Source organism: Krasilnikovia sp. MM14-A1004, from assembly GCF_047159485.1.
In the GTDB taxonomy this organism is placed as follows: Bacteria; Actinomycetota; Actinomycetes; order Mycobacteriales; family Micromonosporaceae; genus Actinoplanes.
In genome coordinates, this window is the sequence record NZ_AP038773.1 from 6790257 (window position 1) to 6810889 (window position 20633).

Below are 20633 nucleotides of genomic sequence, written 5' to 3' on the forward strand. Positions count from 1 at the left end.
ATTCCTGAGCCCATGGCGGCCGCGGAGGACGCCACGGGCCCCTCCGTGGGATGCGGATCTTCGGCGTCGTCGCGACTCCGCATCTCCACCCGTACACCGACGCCGAGCACCCCTTCTGGAAAGCAGTGCCGTCCGCTACGGTGACAACACGGTGCGTCAGGGGGGGACTCTTGAGCGACCATGACGATTTCTTCAACTCCAAGCAGGCAGAGGCGGTCTTCAAGCACGGGATCATCAAGCGTTATCCGGTCGTCTTCGCCTCCAAGACCGGCGTAGCCGTCAAGGGCAACCATGTCGCCTTCCTCGACGGCTACGCAGGTCGAGGCCAGTACAAGGACGGCGCACCCGGCTCCCCGCTCTTGTTCGTGCGCGCCGCTGAACGCCTTCAGAGCATTCGCAACATCGTTGGCTATTTCGTCGAGCAGGACGACGAGAACTTCGCCGACCTGCAGCAGGCGCTCTCCGACAAGGGCGGTCCGACACCGCCTGTGCTCCGCCACGGCTCACTCGACGAGCACCTACCCGAGCTGCTGGTCCTCACGGAGAAGGCCGCCCTGTTCGCGTTCCTCGATCCGTTCGGTCCAGCCCTCGACTTTCACCTCATCAGGAACAACCTGCTCGGCCGGCCGAAATGGCCACCAACCGAAGTCCTCCTGCACTTCAGCGTGCGTAGTGTTGCTCGTATGGGCGGAGCTGTGCACGCCGCCCGGCGGACGAAGGGGCGCCTGTCCGAGGCGGACAGCAAGACCGCTGCCCGCCTCGACAGGTTCCTCGACGGACCTTGGTGGCAGGACTACTTCGCCGAAGTCCACGATGCCCGCGATGAGGCCCGCGCCACGGACGTGGCCCTCAAGGTCTGCGCCGAGTACCAGCGCCGCCTGACGTCAGGCACTCGGTACACAGCCGTCAGCATGCCAGTGCGTCCTCGTCCCGACCTAGGCCGTGTCCTGCCGATCATCGGAGCCAGATCAACGCGGCGATGAGTAGCAGTGATGAGCGGTAGAGGGCTGCGCGTTTGGCGTAGCGGGTGGCCAGCGCCCGCCATTGCTTCAACCGGTTGAAGCAGCGTTCCACGACGTTGCGCTGCCGGTAGACCTGCTTGTCGAAGGCGGGCGGGCGTCCGCCGTGGCTGCCTTTCGCGGCCCGGCGGGCGACCTGGTCGACGCGTTCCGGGATGGTGTGCGCGATCCCGCGGCGGCGTAGTTCCCGCCGGGTGGGGTCGTGGGCGTAGGCCTTGTCGGCGATCAGCATGTCCGGCTTCTTCCGTGGCCGGCCCGGCCCGCCATCGTGTACCCGGATCGCGTCCAGCAGCGCGAACAGCTGCGGATTGTCACCGGCCTGCCCTGCGGTGAGCAGCACCGACAACGGTCTGCCCCGCCCGTCGACGGCCAGGTGAATCTTGGTGCTCAGGCCGCCCCGGGACCGGCCCAGCGCTTCACCATCCTGCGCTGGTATCGCGATACCGCCGGTAGATCCCCCTTTTTGTGGGCGCCAGCGGCGTGCTGGTGGGCACGCACAACGCTGGAGTCCACGCTGATGACCCACTCGACTGGCTGACCGTCGTCGTACACCTGCGCTTTGGCGAGGATCTGTTCCCAGGTGCCGTCGTCGGTCCACCGGCGTAGCCGTTCGTGGCAGGTCTTCCACGGCCCGTACCGGTCTGGAAGGTCCCGCCAGGGAGCGCCGGTGCGCAGCTTCCACAGGATCCCGTTGATGACCTGGCGGTGATCGCGCCACCGCCCCGACCTGCGACCCGGCTCGGGCAGCAACGGCTCGATCACTGCCCATGCTTTGTCCGTCAGCTCGCCACGTCCAACACCTGACACATCAATCAGAACTGATCAACTGATCGGCAGGACACGGCCTAGTCCCGAAGTATGTGCTGACGCTGTTGACCGCGAGCAGCGAGGGGGCTTGGTGCTTCGCTGACTCGCTGGGTCAAGCGGGGCGCGACTGGACCGCTGCGTGGTTCTCCGAGCGTATGAAGAAGGAAGGGCCGCGGGGGGAGGTTTCCCTGTTCGGCGAAGTCCCGGTGTTCGATCCTGTCCGCTACGAGGCTGACAACCGGGAACGGTGGACCCTCACCATCGCCAGCAACATCGACAAGATGCTGACCGGCATGGGCTCGTTCAAGCCAGCCGACCATGTTCCAGAGGTGTACGGTGCGGTCCTTGGGCAAGCGTGGGAACGACACGCCCGCGCAGCGGTCAAGCGACTACACCCGGCGAAGGTCGACCACGACGGCATAGGTGACTTCTGGAAGGCAACCCTCAGTCGCCCGTAGCCGCATCATCAGCATCCAGATCGCTATCCCACCGCCGAGAGCCGCCGACCTGACGGCATCTCATCCCATGTGCGTCCTTCCAGGAGCCGGCCTCCCGCCTTCGGCGTTCGACCGCCCCACTGCTTGAAGAAGAACGCCGTCCCGCTGGCCTTGCATTGGTCTCGAAGGTCACGAGCCCACGCGGGATCCATGGGACGGCAACCCTGCCCGGACTCACCGCCGGCGATCAGCCAATCGATGCCGTCCAGGTCCAGTCCTGGCAACGGGCCCAGGAGGGGCTCCGCTGACACGAACCGCACAGCGGCCGGGACGCGCCGCAGGTCGTTGATGCGGCCCACCTGCCCGGCATCCTCAACGCTGACGCCCATCCAAACGTTCGCTGGCCAGTCGATCTGGGGGTGCTACCTTGGCCAGCCTTGCGGCCCGCTTGGTGAGCACCTGATAGGTGTGCCGCGGAGTCTCGCGCATGACGGCGAAGACCCGCTGTACATATTCCAGCGGTACGCGGGCGTGGAACAGATCCGACATCGAATTGACGAAGACGACTCGGGGATCGCGCCACCGCCGGGGTATGTCCAGCGTGTCCTCGTGGATGGCAACGCCGAAACCAGGCCCGGACGTCCGAGAGTCTCCGTCGGTCTGATACTTCGCAGAGCCCATGGCCTTCAGCCGCTTCGCCAGCGTAAGGGCGTAGCAGTTATCGCAGCCGACGGAAACGCGATCGCAGCCCGTCGTTGGGTTCCAGGTTGCCTCAGTCCACTCGATCGTGCTGTTGTCCGCCACAGCGTGCACCTCCGTCGGTTCACCCATCCTGTCGAACATCCGTACGGGTGGGAAGGATTCGTGTTAAGTCGCACCCCATCGGTTACCCAGGGCTATCGGCAGGCGAATCGGCAGCGGCGCGTCACCAGGACCAACGCCGCGATGTAGTTCAGGTCGTGGACTAACCTCTGGCCCCTGTTCGCTCGGCGATCACAGCGAAATCCGGACCGTCCGATCTAAAGTTGATCAACATGCGGGCATGGGTGTAGAAGTTCATCGCCGTGAACAGGGCGAATGCGACGCCAGCAACGGTCCAGGCCCGGTACATCGTCAGCCACTAGGTACGGCTGCCGGACTAGGGGTCGTCGTCTTGCTCGTCGAGCGCCGCGAGGTCCGCCGGGCTGGTGGTGCACAGTGCGTGTTCTTCCGGCGCGGCGACAGCCTCGAAACTGGTCCGCTGAGTTCCGGAGATCAACAGCCCCTGGCCGGTGCGGGCGGTGAGCAGCGCCCGCCGCTCGCCGGCGGTCAGGCCGAACGCGGCGCCGACGGCGTCGATGGCCTGGGGCGCTTGTTTGAGCAGGATCTGGGTGGCGGCGTTGGCGACGACGGCCTGGCCGAGGTCGGTGCCCAGCACGTCCGCGACGTCCTGGGTGACCACGGTCAGCCCGGCGTTGCGTTTGCGGGCGGCCTTCGACATGCGGAACAGGAACCTCGCGCCTTCGCCGTCGCGCAGCAGCATCCACGCCTCGTCGACCACCACGAGCCGGCGTACGCCGTGGCCCTTCGCGCCGGGAGCGTCGACGCCGCGCCAGGTCGAGTCCAGGGCGAGCAGGGTGCCGACGGTGCGGATCTCGTCGGGCAGGTGCCGCAGGGACCAGACGACCAGGTGCCCGTCGGGCCGGGTGGTCGTGGGCCCGTTGAACAGCTCGGAGAACGACCCGTCCACCCACGGCGCCAAGCGCGCGGCGAGCTGCTGGGCCGCCGCGTCCTGCGCGTCATCGCGCAGGCAGGCGGTGAGATCGCCGAGCAGCGGCGCGCTGCGGTGGTGGGTGGCGGGGTCCGCGGTGATACCGGCGCGGCGGTAGACGGCGAGGATGGCCCGGTCCAGGGCCGCCCGTTCCTGCGGTGGCGGCTGGTGTCCCAACAGCACGGAGATGAGCGTGTGCAGGAACAGGCCGCGGCGAGTGAGGACGTCGGGGCGGGTGTCACCGATGGGCAGGTCGAGGGGGTTGATCTTCACCCCGGAGTGTCCGAGGCGCACGATGCTGCCGCCGACAGCGTCGGCCAGGCGCAGGTACTCGTCCTCCGGGTCGATCACCGACACCTGCACGCCCTGGTGCAGATTGCGCAGGATCTCCAGCTTCAGGAAGTACGACTTCCCGGCGCCGGAGCGGGCGAGGACGACGGAGTTGTGGTTCTCCTGGCTCCAGCGGTCCCACCAGACGATCCCGTTGGAGTCGGGGTTGAGGCCGTACAGGGTGCCGCCGACGTTCTGCGGGTCGCCGGGCAGCGGCGCGGGCAGATCCGGGCTCGCCAGCGGGAACGCTGCCGCGAGGGCCTGGGTGTCCATGGTGCGCAGCATCTGCAGCGAGTCGGTGGCCATGGGCAGGGTGGTGGTCCACCCGGCGAGATGCCGCCAGGTGGCGGGCTGGACCTCGATCAGGGTGGACGCGGCGGCGGCTTTCACCTGCGCGCACGCGTCGAGCAGTTCGGGTTCGGTGCGGGCGTGCACGGTCAGGTACAGCCCGACGCGGAACAGTTTCGACACGCCGCGGGCCAGCCGCTGGGCCAGGTCGGCGGCGTCGTCGGCGGCTGCCTCCAGGTACGGGTCGACGAGTTTGCCCTTGCTCGTGTCGGCCCGCCGCGACGATTCGAAGCGGGCCCGCTGGTTGCGCAGTCGGGAGGCGGCGATCGGTGCGGGCAGCGGGTCGATGTGCATGGCCAGGTCGAGACGGCCGGGCCAGGACAGTAGCGGTTCGAGCCACGCCGGTCCGACTTCGGCGGGGTAGCCGGTGACGACCAGTGTGCAGGCGTAGCCGTCGCCGACGCGGAGCATCCGCGGCATCACCTCCACCGAGCCGGGCGCCACCGCGGCGGCGACTCCGGCACCGGCGGTGAGCCGCGTCGCCGCCGCTGGTATCTCGCGCGAGTGCGCGTGGGGGTTCGTCTTGCGGGTCAGGTTCATGACGGCCGGTCCTTCGCGTGACGGTGTGGGCGGGTGGCGGAGGCGGTGATGACGGTGTCGGGGGCGGCCAGCCCGCCGGGGCGCGGCGGCCGGTACGGGTCAGCGGCTGCGGCAATCGCCGCGGTCACGGCCGGACCGTCCAGGGCGCGGGTGGTGACGCCGAGGCCGGACAGGGCGCGCACGGTGCCGTCGGCACGCCTGCGGGCGGCGTGCTCCCCGCGCTCCCCCGCACCGGTGCGGGTGACGACGAGGACCTGGCGGCGTAGCGGGTCGCGGCGTTCGGCGAGGTCGTCGAGGAACCGGGCGTGGTCCGCGCACGCCGCGGCCAGGGCAGGGTGCGGCAGGGCGGGCGCGGCGGCGGCCAGGGACTTGGCGTGCGAGCGCAGGTCGACCGGTTGGGCGGACACCACGATCTGCGTTGGCGTGGACAGGCTGTTGAGCCACCGGCCGTAGGTGTCGATCAGGGCGGCCTGCTCGCCTGGGGTGCGCAGGTGCAGGTTGACGCTGGTCGCGGCGACCATCGCCGCCCGCACTGCGCCGAGGCTGATCTGCCCGTCGGCGGCGATGGCGTCGGCGGGCAGCTTCAACGGGGCCGGCAGCACCGTCGGTTTCGGTGCCTGCACCCAGTCCGGGGTGCGCGAGGTCGTGTCGGTGGTCGACAGCGCCCGTGGGGCGCGGGCGTGACGGATCGCGGCCAGCAGCCACAGGTCCAGGGGAAGTCCGTCGCGGCGCCCGACGGCCAGGCCGAACACCAGGCCGCCGAACACCACACCCGCGCCGAGCAGCAGCGGGGTCAGCACGAGCGTGTGCAGGCCGCGCCAGGCGGCGTAGAAGACGACGGCGGCCACCGCGAGCAGGGCGAGCTGACGGAACGTCAGCCCGTAGAGGACCTTGTCGGGGGCGTCCACGTCGGCCGCCATCTTCGCCCGGACGTCCGGGCCGTCAGGGTGGGCAGAACTCATCGCATTGCCTTCCAGACAGAGGAGGTTGGTCTTGGCGTAGGAGCGCCGGGCCGGGGTGCGCAACGCAAGGGGCGTCAGCGGGCGAGGCGGCCGATCCCGGGGATCACGCGGCTGATCTGCTGCACCACGACGATGCGTACGGCCGCGCCGACGACGTTGGTGTTGCGGGCGCCGGGTGCTGTGACGAGCTTGCGCATCCAGCCGGGGACCTTGACCGCGGTCCACAGCAGCACCATCACGACGAACAGGTTGATCACGCCGCCGGGTTCCACGGGCAGGCCCAACAGCGGCAGCATGTGGGCGGTGTCGAGCAGCATCCACTGCCCGGCTGCCAAGAACATGCCCTGCGCGACGGGCACCGCCAGCATGCCCGCGTAGGCGCGCCACCACAGGCGGGCGAGCGGGTCGGTCTGCGGCAGGGCGTGCATCGCCAGAGCGATCGGCGCGATCGTGGTGAGGACCAGGGCGATCGCGAATCGGACGATCATGCTGATCGCCGTCGCGGCGAGCAGCATGACGATGATCGCGGCGCAGACGATGAACAGCAGCCCGCCGAGGTGGTCGCGGGAGGCATCCATCTGCGTCTTGATGCCGGCCAGGCCGCCGTCGGCGCCGGTGCGGGGATCGGTCAGCGCCGCGGTGAGCGCGTTGGCGAGCTCGATGAGTTTGCCGGCGATCAACTGGGAGAAGTGCGCGGCGACGAACCCGACCACACAGCGTGGGAGCAGCTCCTTGACGCCGTAGCGGGCGCGTTCGTCGCCGCCCGCTGTCATGGTGAGCGCTCCGGCGGCGACGAACACGAGCACGAAGACGGTGTCGACGATGAGGATGGAGCGTCCGGTCAGGGCCTCCACCTGGGGTAGGACGGTGACGTCCGGGGTGTGCAGCAGCGCTCCGGTGATCCCGGCGATGAGGGTGTTGAAGACGTCCAGGATCGCGTCGGCGAACCAGTCGAGGATGCCGTCGAGCATGAAACCCATGACGCTCAGCCGCCGACGATGCCCTTGACGACCTGCAGCAGCACGGGTGCGAGGACTGCGAGGCCGTAGCCCATCAGGGCGTTCTTCAACGCGGCTTTGGCCTTGTCGACCTGTGCCGGGTCACCCCCGGCGGTCGCCCAGTACACCCCGGCCAGGACCAGGAAGAGGGTGGCGATCGCGGCGAGGATGCCCATCACCCACGTCTGCAGATTGTCGATGACGGTGGGCAGGGAGTTCGCCGTTAGGTAGACGGTGTCGCCGGCATCGGCGTACGCGGCGCCCGGCGCCGACAGGATGAGCAGGACGGTCGCGGTGTGCGCGGCGACCCGGAGGGCCCTGCGGGGCAGCCCGAGGGGTGCGGGCCGGCGTCCCAGCGACAGGCGGGATGGGGCCAGGCGGGCGGCCGGGCGGCCGAAGCCGGCGACGGCGCGGACGTTGGCACGCGGGTGAGCCCGCAGGCCAGTGGTGGTGGTGCGATGGCGGGACATGGGATGGTCACCTCCGGCCCGGCCCGGGATCGGGCGGGCTGTGCGAGCGGTCGGATGAGGACCGCCGCCGGGCGCGGAGGCAGCAGGACGCGTCGACCAGTCACAACAGGCCCCGGGAGGAGCTCGTCCTCCCTCAGCGGGTGTGGCGGTGATCGATGAGTGTCAGCGCATCAAGCAGGCGCGGCACCCGAGGCGTTGCGGCTCGCGAGACGGCCCGATACCTGTCGGGCCCGGCGGCGGGGCGGAGACCGATCCGGCCGCTGCTCGGCGTACGCCGTCCTCGGCTCGGTAAATGGTTCCGCACCCTCACACCGGCATTTGTGTGCTCTGCCGAACGCCTACCCGGCTCACCGAAGGCTCACAACCCCTGCCGTAAGGCTCACAGCGCAGGTCAGGGGTCGGTGTGAGCCTTCCGGCATGGCTGGCTGGCGGCTCGCCTGGCCCGGCGACCGCACCGTGCGCCGAGTTCAACATCCGGCTCCGCCGGCACCGCTGATACGCCTCAGCGGGACCCGCGCAGAGCCCCGTCGAGGTGCACACACGTCGGCGCCCTCGCGGGTGGACGACTCCACCAGCGAGGGCGCGAAGGGGTATGCGGTCGTTCAGGCCGCAAACGGCAGCAGCGTCTGCTGTGCGGGGTGGCTGCGCGAGGTGGCCGAGCCGCCGGCGGAGGTGACGGCGCGGCTGGCGCGCAGGGCGGCGCGCCGGGCGGCCTGCTCGGCGAGCAGCTGGGCGGCGTCTGCGGAGACCGCGCCGGTCAGCAGGCCTCGCCCGAGGGCGTCGGCGAGTCGGGTGTCGATGCGGCCCAACCGCATGCGCAGGGCGTCGGTGGTGACGCCGAGGCCGGCGGCGATCGGTTCGATGGCCTTCTGCCCGAGCCGCACGTCGATGTAGGGCTGCTCGTCGGTCTCGTCGACCAGGCCGAGCTGGACCGCGCGGCGCACCAGCAGGTCGGGATGACCCCACGGCACGATCGGGGTGCGCGGGCCGGTCACGTGCTCGACGTCGTCGACCGGGGTGTACTCCCGCGACTGGCGCACATGGTCGTGCCCGGCCCGAAACGCCGCCATGCACAGGGCGGCGTGTGGGGCTGGCCGAGCCAGGTCCACCCGCTCACGCAGGGCGGCGAGGAAGCCGGTGAGGACCTCGGCGTCCACGTCGTCGCGGTCACCGCGATACCCGATCGCGAGCTGGACGGCGTAGCGGCGCAGGGCCGGCATCGCCATCCCGACGGCGGCGATCACCCATTCCGGCCCATCGAGTCGGGCCCGGCGCACCAGTTCGCGCCAGACCGCATCCCGCGCGGCGAAGGCATGCCGGTGCTTGGCCAGCCAGTCGTCCAGGTCGGTCAGGGTCATGACACCGGTCGGCAGGCCGGCGTCCGGGTCGAGTTGGCCGAGGTCGAGGGTCATCGGGTCGGGCTCGCAGGTCAGTGCCGCGAACGCGGTCGCGGCGGCGGACAGTGGGGAGGTCGGCCAGTCGGTGGCGGACACGCTCATGTCACAAACTCCAGGAGTTCGAGGTGGGGTGACATCGCCGGCCCGTGTCACGGGGCGACGTCGAGGCACCGAGTAGGACACGAGCGGCTCACAGATGTGTCACACCACAGGTCACCGGCCCGATGTGACATGTCCGCGGCGTGCCCGGGCCGTCGGCCGGCGCGGGTCAACCATCGCCACGACATCGACAGATCTCGTTGACCCGAAGCCATGGCAGGCCGGATGAGCTGCACTGTGACATTCGGAGACGGACGATGACAGCCGTCCGGGGAGCATCACGGCGAGGGCCGCGGACTACGTCAACGAGGCGATGTCACCGGCGGGCGATCGCGCTCGCCACGACTCACAGCGGCCTCGCCACGGCTCACAACGACAGCTCACGGACACCGACCCGCCGCTCTTACCGAGACACCCGGGACCGTGACACGGTCGGGGGCGGCGCGCAGGCATGTCCAACCCTCGACGGCGATGCCACCCGGGGGCGGAACAATGACATCGGCCGGCTTCTGGCATGTCACCGGCGCGGTCGGCAGTGACACGGCAGACGGCGAGGACACCGACGCCTGCGCCGTGTCGGCGCGTCACCGGCACGATGACACGGCGATCCAGGCAACACGGAAATCGAGCCGCGCCGGAACCCGTGTCGACCGCAGCCCGAGCCGCCCGGGGGCGGCGCAACCCGCACGGACCCAGGCTGGTGTTTCGAGTCGATACGTGGCCGTGACGCGGAATTCGCCAGCAGTCCGCCGAGCCTCCGATTCTGGGTCGCGACGCGGAAACCATGCATAACGCCACGGGATATGGACGAACGGGGCGGTCACCGGGCTGTGTGCACATCCCTTGGCGCGACGCCTCCGTCGCGCGCGCAAGAGAAGTCTCGCGAATGGACGTCGACAATCGTGCGGTATCGGGACTGTGTGCCACATTCAGCGCCGCTGTAAGGCCGCCGTGAGCGTCTGTGAGCGGGGGAAGCGTTCGGCAGAGCACACAAACGGCGGTGTGAGGGTGTCAGCGCATCAGCGGTGCGGCGCGGAGCCGACATCACATGAGCGAACACTCACCGCAGCCCAATCACACCCCCGACCGACCCGTCGGGCCGGAGCTCTCCGGTGCCGACCCGACCCTGATCGACGCCGTACCTGGCGACACACCGGTGCCGATCACGGTGTGGCGCACCGCCCGCGCGCAGCAGGACATGCTGCATCCCGTCAGCGCCCGGCTGGCCTACCGGCTCGTCTCGGCCTACAGCCGAGCCGGGGAGGCGGTCGTCGACCTCACCGACGGACACGCCCTGACGGCCGCGTGCCAGGCCGGCCGGCGCAGGCATCACCCCGGCTGGCTCACCGACGCCGCCAGCCTGATCATCGGCCCGAGCACCCGGACCGGCAAGGCCGGCGATCCGACGGTCCACGAGGACGTCCGGGTCGAGCCGCCGGAGCTGCCCGCATGGTTCGGTCACGACCTCACCGACCCGCTGACGGCGGCCGACAACCCTACAGCCGGCCCGATCGAGCCCTTCGCCGACGGCACGTCCGTGCAGGCGAGCACGAGCTTGGTCGTGGCGATGTGGCCCCTGCACGACGGGGACGCCGCCAACCGGGTCCGGCTGGCCTGGCTGCTGAACGCCTGCACCCGGCTGCTGCGCCCGGGTGGCTGCCTCGTCCTCGTGGTCGCCGCACCCGACCAGATTGCGGTCGCGCCGCAGGACTTCAGTCCCATCTCCACCGCCGCCGCGAGCGTCGGGCTCGGCTATCTGCAGCACATCGTCGCCGTAGACGCCGACGCGGGCGCCGAGGCGTTCGTCTACTACGTCACCGACGAGGAGTTGCTCGGCCTTGCCGCCGAGGTCGGCGGGGCCCAGTGGACGGTCGCGCATTTGCGCGTGCACGCCGACCTGCTGGTGTTCAGCCAGCAGATCCGGCCCACCGGCAGCCGTCGCAAGGGCGGTGAGGACCGTGGCTGAGCACACTTCGACCACCGCGGCCACCACCGACGATCCCCGTCCCGGCCGGCACCGTGCCGGCGACGCGCGGCATGGCGCCAGCGGCGCCGCGCACGAGTCTCGGCATCAGCACGCCGAGCCCTGTGAAGGGCAGCATCGCGCGGACCCGCAGGTCCTGTCGGTGTGGGCGACCGCGCAGGCGACCGGTCCGGTGCAGCGCCGTGGACGGTACGTGGCCGGGTCGGTCAAACACCCCGCGAGGATGCTCCCGGCGATCGCGGCGCACGCCGTCACCGCCTACACCCAGCCCGGGGACCTGGTCCTCGACCCCATGTGCGGGATCGGCACCACGCTGGTCGAGGCGGCGCACCTCGGCCGCGACGCGATCGGTATCGAGTACGAACCGCGATGGTCCGACATCGCCGACGCGAACATCGCCCACGCGCACGCCCAGGGCGCACCCGGCAAAGCCGCAGTGATCCGTGGGGACGCCACCCGGCTGCTGTCGCTCGTCCCGTCCGCCCTGGCCGGGCAGGTCGCGTTGGTCGTGACGTCACCGCCGTACGGGCCGACCGTGCACGGCCTCGTGCGTCCCGGCGAAGACGGCGTGGCCAAGTCCGACAACACCTACGGCACCGACAAGGGCAACCTCGCCTACCGCGACCTGACCGGCCTCGCCGACGGTTTCGCGGAGATCCTGCGCGGCTGCGCCGTGCTGCTGCGCCCCGGCGGCCACGTCGTGGTCACCGCCCGGCCCTGGCGCAAGAACGGCCAGCTCGTCGACCTGCCCTCGGCAGTCATCGGGGCCGGCCTACGCGCCGGGCTGATCCCCACGGAACGCTGCGTGGCACTGCTCAGCGCGGTCCGGGATGGCCGGCTGGTCGCCCGGCCCTCGTTCTTCCAGATCACCGCCGTGCGGAAGGCACGCGCCGCCGGGACCCCGCTGCACCTGATCACGCACGAGGACGTCCTGATCTTCACCAAACCCGCAGTCGAATCCACCGGCGGGGAGGGCAGCGAATGAGCCAGCCCCGTCTTCGTGTCCTCAGTCTGGGCGCCGGGTTGCAGAGTTCGGCCATCGTCCTGCTCGCGGCGGGCGGCGAGATCGCCCCGTTCGATGTCGCGGTCTTCGCCGACACCGGATGGGAACCCCACTCGGTGTACCGGCAACTCGACCGGCTGACCGGAATCGCCGCGGCAGCCGGGATGCAGGTCGTACACGAGGTGGTCCTGCGCCCCCGCACCCGACGTACGCCAGGGGACGCACCGGGGTGCGGGCCGTTCACCTGCCCCCACCCCACTGAGCCGGTCGACCCCGACCCACCGGAGCCGGCCGACGTCGGCACCGCGGCGGCCGGGCGGGAGGTGGCGTGAACAGTGCAAGACAGCCCCATCTCGACACCGACCGATCCGGCACGGAAGTGCGCATCGGGTCCCTGTGCACCGGGTTCGGCGGGCTGGACCTTGCCGTCGAGCTGGTGCTCGGCGGCCGACTCGCCTGGTACGCCGAGACCGACCCGCACGCCAACACCGTCCTTGCCCACCACTGGCCCGACGTCACCAACCTCGGCGACATTCGCACCGTCGACTGGAGCACCGTCACACCCGTCGACATCCTCACCGCCGGCTTCCCCTGCCAGGACATCAGCAACGCCGGCAAGCGGGCCGGCATCACCGGCGTCCACAGCAGCGTGTGGACAGCCGTCGCCGACGCCGTTCGCGCGCTTCAACCGGCGTACGTGTTCGTGGAGAACGTGGCCGCGCTCCTCCGGCGCGGACTCAACCAAGTCCACGCCGATCTGGCCGCGCTCGGGTACGACACGAGCTGGCTATGCCTACGCGCATCCGACATCGGCGCCGCCCACCGACGCGACCGGCTGTTCCTGCTGGCCGTCCGGACGGATCTGCTCAACGCCGATACCAACCCTGCCGACTCCGTGCACCCGTGACGGCAAAGGGCCGGGTATGCCCCGCAGCCTGCCCGACCTCATCGAACCCGGCGGCAGCCGACACATGCTGCTGCCCACACCCACCGCGGCCAGCGCCGGCTCCAACCGGTCACCGTCGCCGGGGGCGGCCCGCCGGCCCAGTCTGCCCCAGCTGGTCCGCGAGCAACTCACCCCCGGGCCCCTGCTGCCCACACCGACGATGGCAGACTCCCGTTGCTCGGCGAACTGCACCGCCGGACGCAGGACGCCGATGGTCGGACACGCCGGTCGCACCCTGACCGACGCCGCCCGCCTGCTCCCGACACCGCGCGCCAGCGACACCGGCACGCCAGGCCGACGAGCCGGGCGCGGGTTCCGGCCCCCGCTGTCCCAGGTGCTGCTGCCCACCCCACGCGCCACCGACGGCGCCAAGGGCTGCCCGGGACAGCGCGGCTCGCACGGCGACCTGACCCTTCCCTCGGCGGCGGTCCAGGTACGCACGTTGCCGACGCCACGGGCGTCAGACGGGCACGGCCCTTGGCGACACGGCACCGGCGGGGTCGACCTCACCACCGCGGTCGCAGACCTCGGCACTGTCGACCCGCAACGCTGGGGCGGCTACGCCGAGGCGGTCGCCCGGTGGGAGGTGCTGCTGGGCCGACCCGTCCCGGAACCAACCCAGCCCGGCAGGCACAGCAAGCCGGTGCTTGGTCCACCGTTCGTCGAGTGGCTCATGGGCCTGCCAGCAGGGTGGGTCACCGATCTGGGGCTGCCGCGCACCGCCGCGTTGCGGGTGCTCGGCAACGGGGTCGTCCACCAGCAGGCCGCAGCCGCGCTGCGGCTGCTGTTGTGCCCGTACCGGTGGGCGGTGCGCCGATGACCGGCCACCCTGCGCTGCCCGTGCTGGACGTTTACCACTACCGGCGGCACGGCCCAGTCCAGCTGTATCTGGGCGACGCCACCCGTGTCCTCACGGCCATGCCGGACGACAGCGTCGACTGCCTGGTCACCTCCCCACCGTTCTGGGGTCTACGCGACTATGGCACCGGCCGCTGGGATCGCGGCGACCCGGCCTGCCCGCACCGTCCTGGACGACTACCTCGATCACCTGGTCGCGGTGTTCGACCAGGCTCGCAGGGTGCTCGCCCCGACCGGCACCTGCTGGGTGAACCTCGGCGACAGCTACAGCGCCGGCACCCGGACCGCCTACGACACCACCGGCGGGATCGCCGGCAACCGTTGGCTGCCGGCCGGCCGTAGGCCCGCACCACTGCCGGCGAAGAACCTGCTCGGAGTGCCTTGGCGGGCCGCGTTCGCCCTCCAGGCCTCGGGTTGGATCCTGCGTAACGCGGTGGTGTGGGCGAAGCCGAACCCGATGCCGGAGTCGGTGCGTGACCGGCTGTCGGCGACCTACGAACTGCTGTTCCTGTTCACCAAGTCACCGAAGTACTTCGTCAACCTCGACCCCATCCGCATCCCCTCGCCCGGCCGGACGCCGCCGACGGCACCCGCGTCTTCGGCGGTAGCCACAAGGGACGCGCCGGCGGGGTCGACGCCACCGCACGGCGCCGGGGCACCAGCACGTACGGGCCCCTCGCCAGCAAACACACCAGTGAGTTGGCGGCCGGCGCCGGATCGGGCAACCTGCGGGCGGTCGGGCACGCCCACACCGCCGCCCACCCGGCCGGGCGCAACCCCGGCGACGTGTGGCGCATCGCCACCCGCCCTACCGGGGCGCGCACGTCGCCCCGTTCCCGCTCGACTTGCCGCTACGGGCGATCGCCGCCGGCTGCCCCGAAGGCGGCCTCGTCCTGGACCCGTTCTGCGGTGCCGGCACCACCGGGCTGGCGGCGTTGCAGCTCGGGCGCCGGTTCGAAGGGGTCGACGTCAACTCGGTGTTCCTCGACGAGACGTTGACCCGGCTCACCCCGCACCTACCGGACCCAGGACGGGCGGAGTGAGCCTGCGGACCGTGCCGGTGACCTTCGCGCAGACCCGCCAGTTCGTGTCCGACTGGACCATCGCCACCGGCCACCCCCGGGACACAAGTTCTCCATCGGCGTCACCGACGGCGACGTTCTGGTCGGAGTGGCCATCGTGGATCGGCCGGTCGCCCGCGTGCTCAAAACCCCGCGTCATGGATCAAATGCCCGGACGGCTCGACGAACCGGGACCGCTCGACGGACCTCGTTGCACGCTGCCGGCCTCAATCCCCTTCACGAAGCAAGGAGCAACTCACGCATGCCCATCGACCCGACCACGACCCCGAACACCGACAACCCCACCCCTGACGGCGTATGGACCGAGGAACGCATCCGCGCACTCGGCGCCGTCACCGACCTACTCACCGCCGCCCAGATCTTCGGCCTCGGCCGGGCCCTGGCCTACAACCTCGCCAGGAACGGGACCTTCCCGGTGCCGGTCATCCGCGCCGGCACCCTCTACCGGATTCCCGTCGCACCGATCCTCGCGACCCTGCGTCTGACCAGCGGCGCCGACTTGACCCCCGCCGCCGAGCAGAGCGTGGATCACCACAGGGACCGATCAGAAGGACCGCAACCCCGATCCCAGCCCACCCGGACTCCAGGAGAACCGTGAACACGCAACAACTCGACGCCTCCCGCAAGAGTGACAACAGCGGCGAAGGCGCCGTCTTCAAACGCTGCAGCTGCAAGGACCCCGACACCAGACGACGCCTCAACTCCACCTGCCCGAAGCTCTACCGCGCCGGCGGCGGCTGGCATCCGCACCACGGGTCCTGGGGCTACCAACTCGAACTCCCCCACCACCCCGGCCGACCCCGCCGCCAGCTGCGGCGGACCAGCGGCTTCGCCCTGCGCGACGCCGCCGCCGCCGAACTCGACCACGCCCGCAGCCTGCTCGACCTCGCTGGAACAAACCCGCAGCGACGCCTCGAGATCGCCGACATGCTCGCCGCGTGCAAACGCGGCACCCCACTGCCCGACCGCGACACCGTCGCCAAACGCGTCAAGGCCGGGGTCGCCGTGCACACCGACAAGACCACCGGCGCGTGCCTCACCATGTGGCTCAAGGGACGGCGCGGCCTGGCAGAGCACACCATGCGCGGCTACTCCGACCACATCCGCCTCTACCTGACCCCGCACCTCGGCGACGTGCCGATCCAGGACCTCAACCACCACCACATCAACGCGATGTACGACGCCCTCGACCAACGCAACGCCGACATCATCACCGCGAAGTCCAGCCCCGACCCGCGCGTACAGGCATCCGTGCGCGGAGTCCGGCCCCTAGGGGCCTCCAGCCTGCAACGCCTGCACGCCACCCTGCGCAAATTCCTCAACGACATGATCCACACCTACCACCTGCGGGACTCCAACCCCGCCCTCGGCATCGAGCTACGCCCACAGAAGAAACGCAAACCCAAAGTGTGGACGAGCGCCGCCGTGGCCCGGTGGAACAAGACCGGAGAGCGCCCCGGACCCGTCATGGTATGGACCCCCGCACAAGCAGGCGAGTTCCTGGACTTCGCCGAACGTCACGACATCGCCCTCTACCCGCTGTTCCTGCTCATCGTGCACCGCGGCCTACGCCGCGGCGAAGCCTGCGGCCTACGCGAGCACGACGTCGACTTCGACGACCACATCATCACGGTCGTCCAGCAGATCACCGCCGTCGGCTACCAACCCGTCACCCGATTCGTGAAGAGCGACGCCGGGGAACGCATCATCCCCGCAGGCCCCAAAACCGAGGCCGTCCTGCTGGACTACCGTCGCCGACGCGACGGCTGGCGACAGGCCAACGGCGACGACTGGCCCGACACCGGCCTGTTCTTCGTACGCCCCGACGGGCAGGCATGGCACCCACAAGCGGTCAGCGACCGATTCGAACACCTCGTCGTCAAGAGCGGCCTGCCCCCCGTACGCCTGCACGACCTGCGGCACGGCGCCGCCACCTATCTCCGCGCAGGCGGTGCCGATCTCAAGGAGGTCCAGGAACTCCTCGGGCACGCCCGAGTCGGCACCACCTCCGACATCTACACCAGCGTGCTGCTGGAGTTCCAGCGCCAGCACGCCGATACCGCCGCCAACCTCATCCCCCGACAGCCACGTACCGCATGATCAGCATCGACGAGCAGCGCCGCAAAGAACGAGCAACCCTGGCACCCTCGCCCACGACGCTGTGTCGTTTCCCAAGACCGATGAACGCGACTGGGACAACGCCAAGCAATGGATCCCGAACCAGACCAGGAGCCCCTGCCCATGATCAAATGAGCACCCTCCAGCGGGAGTCCACGGCTGATTATCGCCCGCCAGGCGCCAACAATTGGCGTCGGTCGAGAACGTGCGACAGCAGCTCCACGCGAGGACCGCGACCCACGGCGGTCGTCATGGCGATCATGACACGGCCCCGTCGACGTGCAGTGCCCATTGCACCGCCACCACCCCACAGCCGTTGTCCCACACGGAGCTTCAGCGCGCCCAGGTGAGGATCGTCGCCCAATGCCGGGCCCTCCCGGTTGCGAACCAATCCCATCCCGTGCGCACGCGGACCTTTAGACTCGGGGCACGCTCTAGCAGTCGATGTGACTTCACGTAGTCGACCGACTCCCGCAGCCATCCCCCGTGAACTCACATTTGTCGATGGTCGCGGGCGCTGCAACTCATAGGCCGCCAGCTGGTCACTACCGTGGTCGAGCAGGCTCGCCTCCTCGCGGACCTCCGCCAGGGCCGGCATCAACGGCCAGGCGGCGGCCACTGTCCTACGAACAAGGCTCCGACATGCCAGCCGCTCCTCCCTAGCGCCTTCCTCTTGAGTCTGAGAGTCTGCTCTACACCGCGGCTAGGCGACGGAGGACGTTTTCATGCTGTCCGAAACGGTGGTTCGGTTTCGCTCCCTGGACGGCGTGGGCCTCGTGGGCGATCTTGCCGCGCCTGACAGCCGCGCGGAGCTCGGCGTGATTCAGGTACATGGCGGTGGGGTGACGCGGCATGAGGCAGGGTTCTTTGATCGCATGGCAGCTGGTCTCGCCGGTGTAGGGGTAGCGGCCCTGCGCTTTGATCTGCGCGGTCATGGAGAGTCGGGAGGCAAGCAGGAGGACCTGACAATCTCCGGCGTGCTGAACGATATCCGCAGCGCAGTCGCGTTTCTGCGCGAGGCCGCGGGTGTGGGGCGTACCGCGCTGGTGGGACAAAGTTTCGGCGGCGGCATCTGCGCCTACTACGCGGCAGCGCGGCCCAAGGACGTCGACAGGCTGGTGATGCTGTGCCCGCGGATCAACTACAAGAAGCGTACGATTGATGATCGACCCTATTGGATAGATGACCACTTGCAGCCCGCTCAGGTAGAGGAGCTCAACGACCGAGGCTTCATTCAGTATTCGCCCACGTTCCGGCACGGACGAGCGTTCCTGAACGAGGTGTTCTGGCTGCAGCCGCACGCCGTCTTGCGTGACATTCAGGCTCCCACCCTGATCGTTCACGGCACCGCGGACACCCTGGTCCCGATCGACACGACCTTGGCAGCCATGCCCCTCCTCAACTCTGCTTCGCGACTGCTAAAGATCGAAGGTGCCCAGCATGGTTTCGCCGTCGACGGTGATCCGACCTATCTAGATCCGCAGAGTCAAGAATGGCAGGCTCAGGTCATCCGAGCTGTCGCTGACTGGGTGGCTGTTCCAGCCGGCTGAGCGCATCAGCGAGCACCGTCACCGCCTCGCTCGCCTGCCAACGGCTGAGGAGCGAGTGGGCCTGCTTCACCGTGCGCCGCGTGCGCAACGAGCCTGTTCTCACGGACGCGGACAGTGCCTGCCGTGCACGATCGGCTGCGAGGTCCGGCTCCTCAACCCGGGCGAGCGCCATCGCCTGCCGGGACCGGAAGTAGCCAGCGTCGCGCAGCGAGACGCCCTCGCCGGTGAGACCGTCCTCATACAGTTGCACGGCACGCCCTGGCTGGCCGGCCTCGATCCAACACGACGCCTCGCGCAACGTCAGGTCCTCGCCATCTGCCACCTCACGTGCCCGTCCAACCGCCCGATCGACATCGACAGTCTGGCCGACCATTAGATCTCCGCGGGCAACCTGGAGCAGCGCCTCGGCGTGGAACCTCGAGGACAGCCGCCACGGACCCTCAATCGCGGCTCGCGCGAAAAGGCGAACCTGGTGGCCCGATCTGGATTCGTAGGCCATCTGCGACTTACGAAGCAGGATGAAGCCCTGCATCGGCGCGTCTCCGCACAGCTGCGCGTACTCCATCGCCCGGTCATACCAGTAGGTCGCACGCGCGAGCTCTGCGAGATCTCGGAACAGCCACCCTATGAACTCGGCTGCTTCGGCACCAACCGCGAGTGCCGCATCCCGCAGTCGGTCGGGCATGTCAGGTGCCACAGACTCGACCACGTCGATAACCCCGTTGGCGGTGGATAGGGCTGCCGCAGGGCCGTACCGGCCGTCGACCATCTTGGCTGTCTCAAGTTGAAGCCTGACAACGTCGAGGAAATCCGTGCCGACGTTGCGGGATGGCGCAGCCACACCTCGCCGAATTTGGTCGGCCCATTCCGGATTCCAGGCCGAACTGCCGGGTCGCTGGTGAGTTCGCTGCTGGGCCTTCGCAGAGTCATACCCGCGAACGAGTTCCCCGCCGGCGCCGAGCATCCTATCGGCGTTTTCCCAGAATGATCGATTGACGTGCTGGAGGCCGGTTTCGATGTTCGCGATGCTGCTCCGGCTGTAGAGCGTCCGTTCCCCGAGGCTCTCCTGGTTGAGTCCGGCTGCCCGCCGCCTGGCGGCCAGCTGTCGGCCGAGGTCGCGCCACGCGGCTCGGATTGATTGCGAATCGGCCACCTCAACCCCGCTTCGCGAACACGTCTGGTCGGTCCGGGCCCGCTGGGGCGTGCACCTGGTCCCACAGACCCGCGGTGACAGCACTGTAGACCTCGTCGCTGACTTGTCGGCGACTCCGCGGCCATCTCCGACAAAGTTCCGACATTCCCGCACGTGGTTACCGCCCAGAACCGGCCGCAGGATCTCGTATCCTCCCGCCCATGACAGGTGAGCAGAGCGGCAAGGTTCACGAGGTCGAGACCAAGTACCGCGTCGGTGATCTGCGTGAGTTGATCAGGGCTCTTACGTTTCGTCGGGTCGTGTTGTCGCAGCCGATGGTGCAGGATGATCAGGCGTACGCTCCGGCCGGCTGGTCGTACGGGATGTCGAAGATCGGGGTGCCGTTCGCACGACTGCGCACGGAGAACGGCCGTCATCTGTTCACGGTGAAGAAGCCGATCGACAACGAGATGGCGTGCCTGGAACACGAGTGCGTGGTTGTTGACCGTGCGGCAATGCACGCTGCGCTGATCACGATGGGCTGGGTACCGACCGTGCGGATCGTCAAGCAGCGCAGAACCGGCACTTGGGACAACGCGGCAGTGTGTGTGGATGTCGTCGATGGAATCGGGGCGTTTGTCGAGGTTGAGCGGATCGTTAGTGCGGCGGAGTCCGGCGAACAGGTTCAGGCCGAGCTCGATGCGCTGATCCTCGCACTTGGCGTGCCGGTGCAGCGGGTGACCGTCACCTACGACTCGCTGGTCCGAGACCTGACGGATTCGGCGCTCTAGGGTAGAACAGCC

General features: G+C 69.5%; 21 protein-coding genes and 1 pseudogene. 13 read left to right on the forward strand and 9 right to left on the reverse strand.

Annotation, left to right across the window (positions count from 1 at the left end; translation table 11 throughout):
* Positions 1-170 precede the first annotated feature (170 nt).
* Positions 171-983: a three-Cys-motif partner protein TcmP gene (gene tcmP, locus ACMCNN_RS29625; protein WP_412743750.1), complete on the forward strand. Its 813-nt coding sequence runs from the start codon at positions 171-173 to the stop codon at positions 981-983.
* On the opposite strand, the gene ACMCNN_RS29630 is transcribed toward tcmP, so the two are convergent.
* Positions 955-1826, reverse strand: a protein-coding gene (locus ACMCNN_RS29630) for an IS5 family transposase (RefSeq protein ID WP_412743751.1) whose coding sequence is annotated in 2 segments (ribosomal slippage) — positions 955-1443 and positions 1446-1826 — 870 coding nt in all. Because the reading frame shifts where the segments join, the coding sequence is not laid out codon by codon here. The two genes, tcmP and ACMCNN_RS29630, sit on opposite strands and share 29 nt — an antisense overlap.
* Positions 1827-1879: 53 nt before the next feature.
* Between ACMCNN_RS29630 and ACMCNN_RS29635 the strand changes: the two genes are divergently transcribed.
* A complete protein-coding gene (locus ACMCNN_RS29635; protein ID WP_412743752.1) occupies positions 1880-2284 on the forward strand; it encodes a hypothetical protein in 405 nt (134 codons plus the stop codon).
* 23 nt (positions 2285-2307) lie between these two features.
* Here the strand turns inward: ACMCNN_RS29635 and ACMCNN_RS29640 are convergent, their stop codons facing one another.
* From ACMCNN_RS29640 to ACMCNN_RS29670, 7 genes are all read right to left on the reverse strand, one after another.
* Positions 2308-2652, reverse strand: coding sequence for a DUF5131 family protein (locus ACMCNN_RS29640; RefSeq protein WP_412743753.1), 345 nt, complete (start codon positions 2650-2652; stop codon positions 2308-2310).
* The gene (locus tag ACMCNN_RS29645) at positions 2636-3067 is read right to left on the reverse strand and encodes a DUF5131 family protein (protein WP_412743754.1); all 432 of its coding nucleotides are present in this window, start codon (positions 3065-3067) and stop codon (positions 2636-2638) included. Before ACMCNN_RS29645 ends, ACMCNN_RS29640 begins: the two co-directional genes overlap by 17 nt.
* Positions 3068-3401: 334 nt before the next feature.
* Positions 3402-5111, reverse strand: a complete 1710-nt coding sequence (locus ACMCNN_RS29650; protein ID WP_412747320.1) for a VirB4 family type IV secretion system protein — start codon at positions 5109-5111, stop codon at positions 3402-3404.
* A 116-nt stretch (positions 5112-5227) separates the two neighbouring features.
* On the reverse strand, positions 5228-6151 hold the full coding sequence (locus ACMCNN_RS29655) for a PrgI family protein (RefSeq protein ID WP_412747321.1): 924 nt from the start codon (positions 6149-6151) through the stop codon (positions 5228-5230).
* Positions 6152-6267: 116 nt separating this feature from the next.
* A complete protein-coding gene (locus tag ACMCNN_RS29660) occupies positions 6268-7173 on the reverse strand; it encodes a hypothetical protein (protein WP_412743755.1) in 906 nt (301 codons plus the stop codon).
* Positions 7174-7178: 5 nt separating this feature from the next.
* Positions 7179-7553, reverse strand: a complete 375-nt coding sequence (locus ACMCNN_RS29665) for a pilin (RefSeq protein WP_412747322.1) — start codon at positions 7551-7553, stop codon at positions 7179-7181.
* A 710-nt stretch (positions 7554-8263) separates the two neighbouring features.
* Positions 8264-9160, reverse strand: a complete 897-nt coding sequence (locus ACMCNN_RS29670; RefSeq protein ID WP_412743756.1) for a hypothetical protein — start codon at positions 9158-9160, stop codon at positions 8264-8266.
* Positions 9161-10205: 1045 nt separating this feature from the next.
* On the opposite strand from ACMCNN_RS29670, the gene ACMCNN_RS29675 reads away from it, so the two are divergent.
* From ACMCNN_RS29675 to ACMCNN_RS29720, 10 genes and pseudogenes are all read left to right on the forward strand, one after another.
* The gene (locus tag ACMCNN_RS29675; RefSeq protein WP_412743757.1) at positions 10206-11123 is read left to right on the forward strand and encodes a hypothetical protein; all 918 of its coding nucleotides are present in this window, start codon (positions 10206-10208) and stop codon (positions 11121-11123) included.
* A complete protein-coding gene (locus ACMCNN_RS29680) occupies positions 11116-12126 on the forward strand; it encodes a TRM11 family SAM-dependent methyltransferase (RefSeq protein ID WP_412743758.1) in 1011 nt (336 codons plus the stop codon). Before ACMCNN_RS29675 ends, ACMCNN_RS29680 begins: the two co-directional genes overlap by 8 nt.
* The gene (locus tag ACMCNN_RS29685) at positions 12123-12476 is read left to right on the forward strand and encodes a hypothetical protein (RefSeq protein WP_412743759.1); all 354 of its coding nucleotides are present in this window, start codon (positions 12123-12125) and stop codon (positions 12474-12476) included. The genes ACMCNN_RS29680 and ACMCNN_RS29685 overlap by 4 nt, the downstream gene beginning before the upstream one ends.
* Positions 12473-13051: a DNA cytosine methyltransferase gene (locus ACMCNN_RS29690; RefSeq protein ID WP_412743760.1), complete on the forward strand. Its 579-nt coding sequence runs from the start codon at positions 12473-12475 to the stop codon at positions 13049-13051. The genes ACMCNN_RS29685 and ACMCNN_RS29690 overlap by 4 nt, the downstream gene beginning before the upstream one ends.
* A 16-nt stretch (positions 13052-13067) precedes the next feature.
* Positions 13068-13910, forward strand: coding sequence for a hypothetical protein (locus tag ACMCNN_RS29695; RefSeq protein ID WP_412743761.1), 843 nt, complete (start codon positions 13068-13070; stop codon positions 13908-13910).
* Between the two features lie 159 nt (positions 13911-14069).
* A pseudogene (locus ACMCNN_RS29700) lies at positions 14070-14498 on the forward strand (DNA methyltransferase); the annotation flags it as partial.
* A gap of 238 nt (positions 14499-14736) precedes the next feature.
* Positions 14737-14991, forward strand: a complete 255-nt coding sequence (locus tag ACMCNN_RS29705) for a DNA methyltransferase (RefSeq protein ID WP_412743762.1) — start codon at positions 14737-14739, stop codon at positions 14989-14991.
* Between the two features lie 280 nt (positions 14992-15271).
* Complete coding sequence (locus tag ACMCNN_RS29710; protein ID WP_412743763.1) at positions 15272-15628, forward strand: DNA-binding protein; 357 nt, start codon at positions 15272-15274, stop codon at positions 15626-15628.
* Entirely contained in the window at positions 15625-17130 is a 1506-nt protein-coding gene (locus ACMCNN_RS29715; protein WP_412743764.1) for a tyrosine-type recombinase/integrase, read from the forward strand. Before ACMCNN_RS29710 ends, ACMCNN_RS29715 begins: the two co-directional genes overlap by 4 nt.
* Positions 17131-17873: 743 nt before the next feature.
* A complete protein-coding gene (locus tag ACMCNN_RS29720; protein WP_412743765.1) occupies positions 17874-18698 on the forward strand; it encodes an alpha/beta hydrolase in 825 nt (274 codons plus the stop codon).
* On the opposite strand, the gene ACMCNN_RS29725 is transcribed toward ACMCNN_RS29720, so the two are convergent.
* Complete coding sequence (locus tag ACMCNN_RS29725) at positions 18655-19851, reverse strand: helix-turn-helix domain-containing protein (protein WP_412743766.1); 1197 nt, start codon at positions 19849-19851, stop codon at positions 18655-18657. The genes ACMCNN_RS29720 and ACMCNN_RS29725 overlap by 44 nt on opposite strands.
* A gap of 200 nt (positions 19852-20051) precedes the next feature.
* Here ACMCNN_RS29725 and ACMCNN_RS29730 point away from each other — a divergent pair, with 200 nt between their 5' ends.
* Positions 20052-20621: a class IV adenylate cyclase gene (locus ACMCNN_RS29730; RefSeq protein WP_412743767.1), complete on the forward strand. Its 570-nt coding sequence runs from the start codon at positions 20052-20054 to the stop codon at positions 20619-20621.
* The last annotated feature ends 12 nt before the right edge of the window (positions 20622-20633 follow it).

What these genes read in the sequence shown, in the direction of transcription:
- ACMCNN_RS29710 (WP_412743763.1), top strand. Translation starts at nt 15,272, where the DNA reads ATGCCCATCGACCCGACCACGACCCCGAACACCGACAACCCCACCCCT.
- ACMCNN_RS29675 (WP_412743757.1), top strand. Translation starts at nt 10,206, where the DNA reads ATGAGCGAACACTCACCGCAGCCCAATCACACCCCCGACCGACCCGTC.
- ACMCNN_RS29695 (WP_412743761.1), top strand. Translation starts at nt 13,068, where the DNA reads ATGCCCCGCAGCCTGCCCGACCTCATCGAACCCGGCGGCAGCCGACAC.
- ACMCNN_RS29650 (WP_412747320.1), bottom strand. Translation starts at nt 5,111, where the DNA reads ATGCCGCGGATGCTCCGCGTCGGCGACGGCTACGCCTGCACACTGGTC.
- ACMCNN_RS29685 (WP_412743759.1), top strand. Translation starts at nt 12,123, where the DNA reads ATGAGCCAGCCCCGTCTTCGTGTCCTCAGTCTGGGCGCCGGGTTGCAG.
- ACMCNN_RS29730 (WP_412743767.1), top strand. Translation starts at nt 20,052, where the DNA reads ATGACAGGTGAGCAGAGCGGCAAGGTTCACGAGGTCGAGACCAAGTAC.
- ACMCNN_RS29670 (WP_412743756.1), bottom strand. Translation starts at nt 9,160, where the DNA reads ATGAGCGTGTCCGCCACCGACTGGCCGACCTCCCCACTGTCCGCCGCC.
- ACMCNN_RS29640 (WP_412743753.1), bottom strand. Translation starts at nt 2,652, where the DNA reads ATGGGCGTCAGCGTTGAGGATGCCGGGCAGGTGGGCCGCATCAACGAC.
- ACMCNN_RS29660 (WP_412743755.1), bottom strand. Translation starts at nt 7,173, where the DNA reads ATGGGTTTCATGCTCGACGGCATCCTCGACTGGTTCGCCGACGCGATC.
- ACMCNN_RS29720 (WP_412743765.1), top strand. Translation starts at nt 17,874, where the DNA reads ATGCTGTCCGAAACGGTGGTTCGGTTTCGCTCCCTGGACGGCGTGGGC.
- ACMCNN_RS29655 (WP_412747321.1), bottom strand. Translation starts at nt 6,151, where the DNA reads ATGGCGGCCGACGTGGACGCCCCCGACAAGGTCCTCTACGGGCTGACG.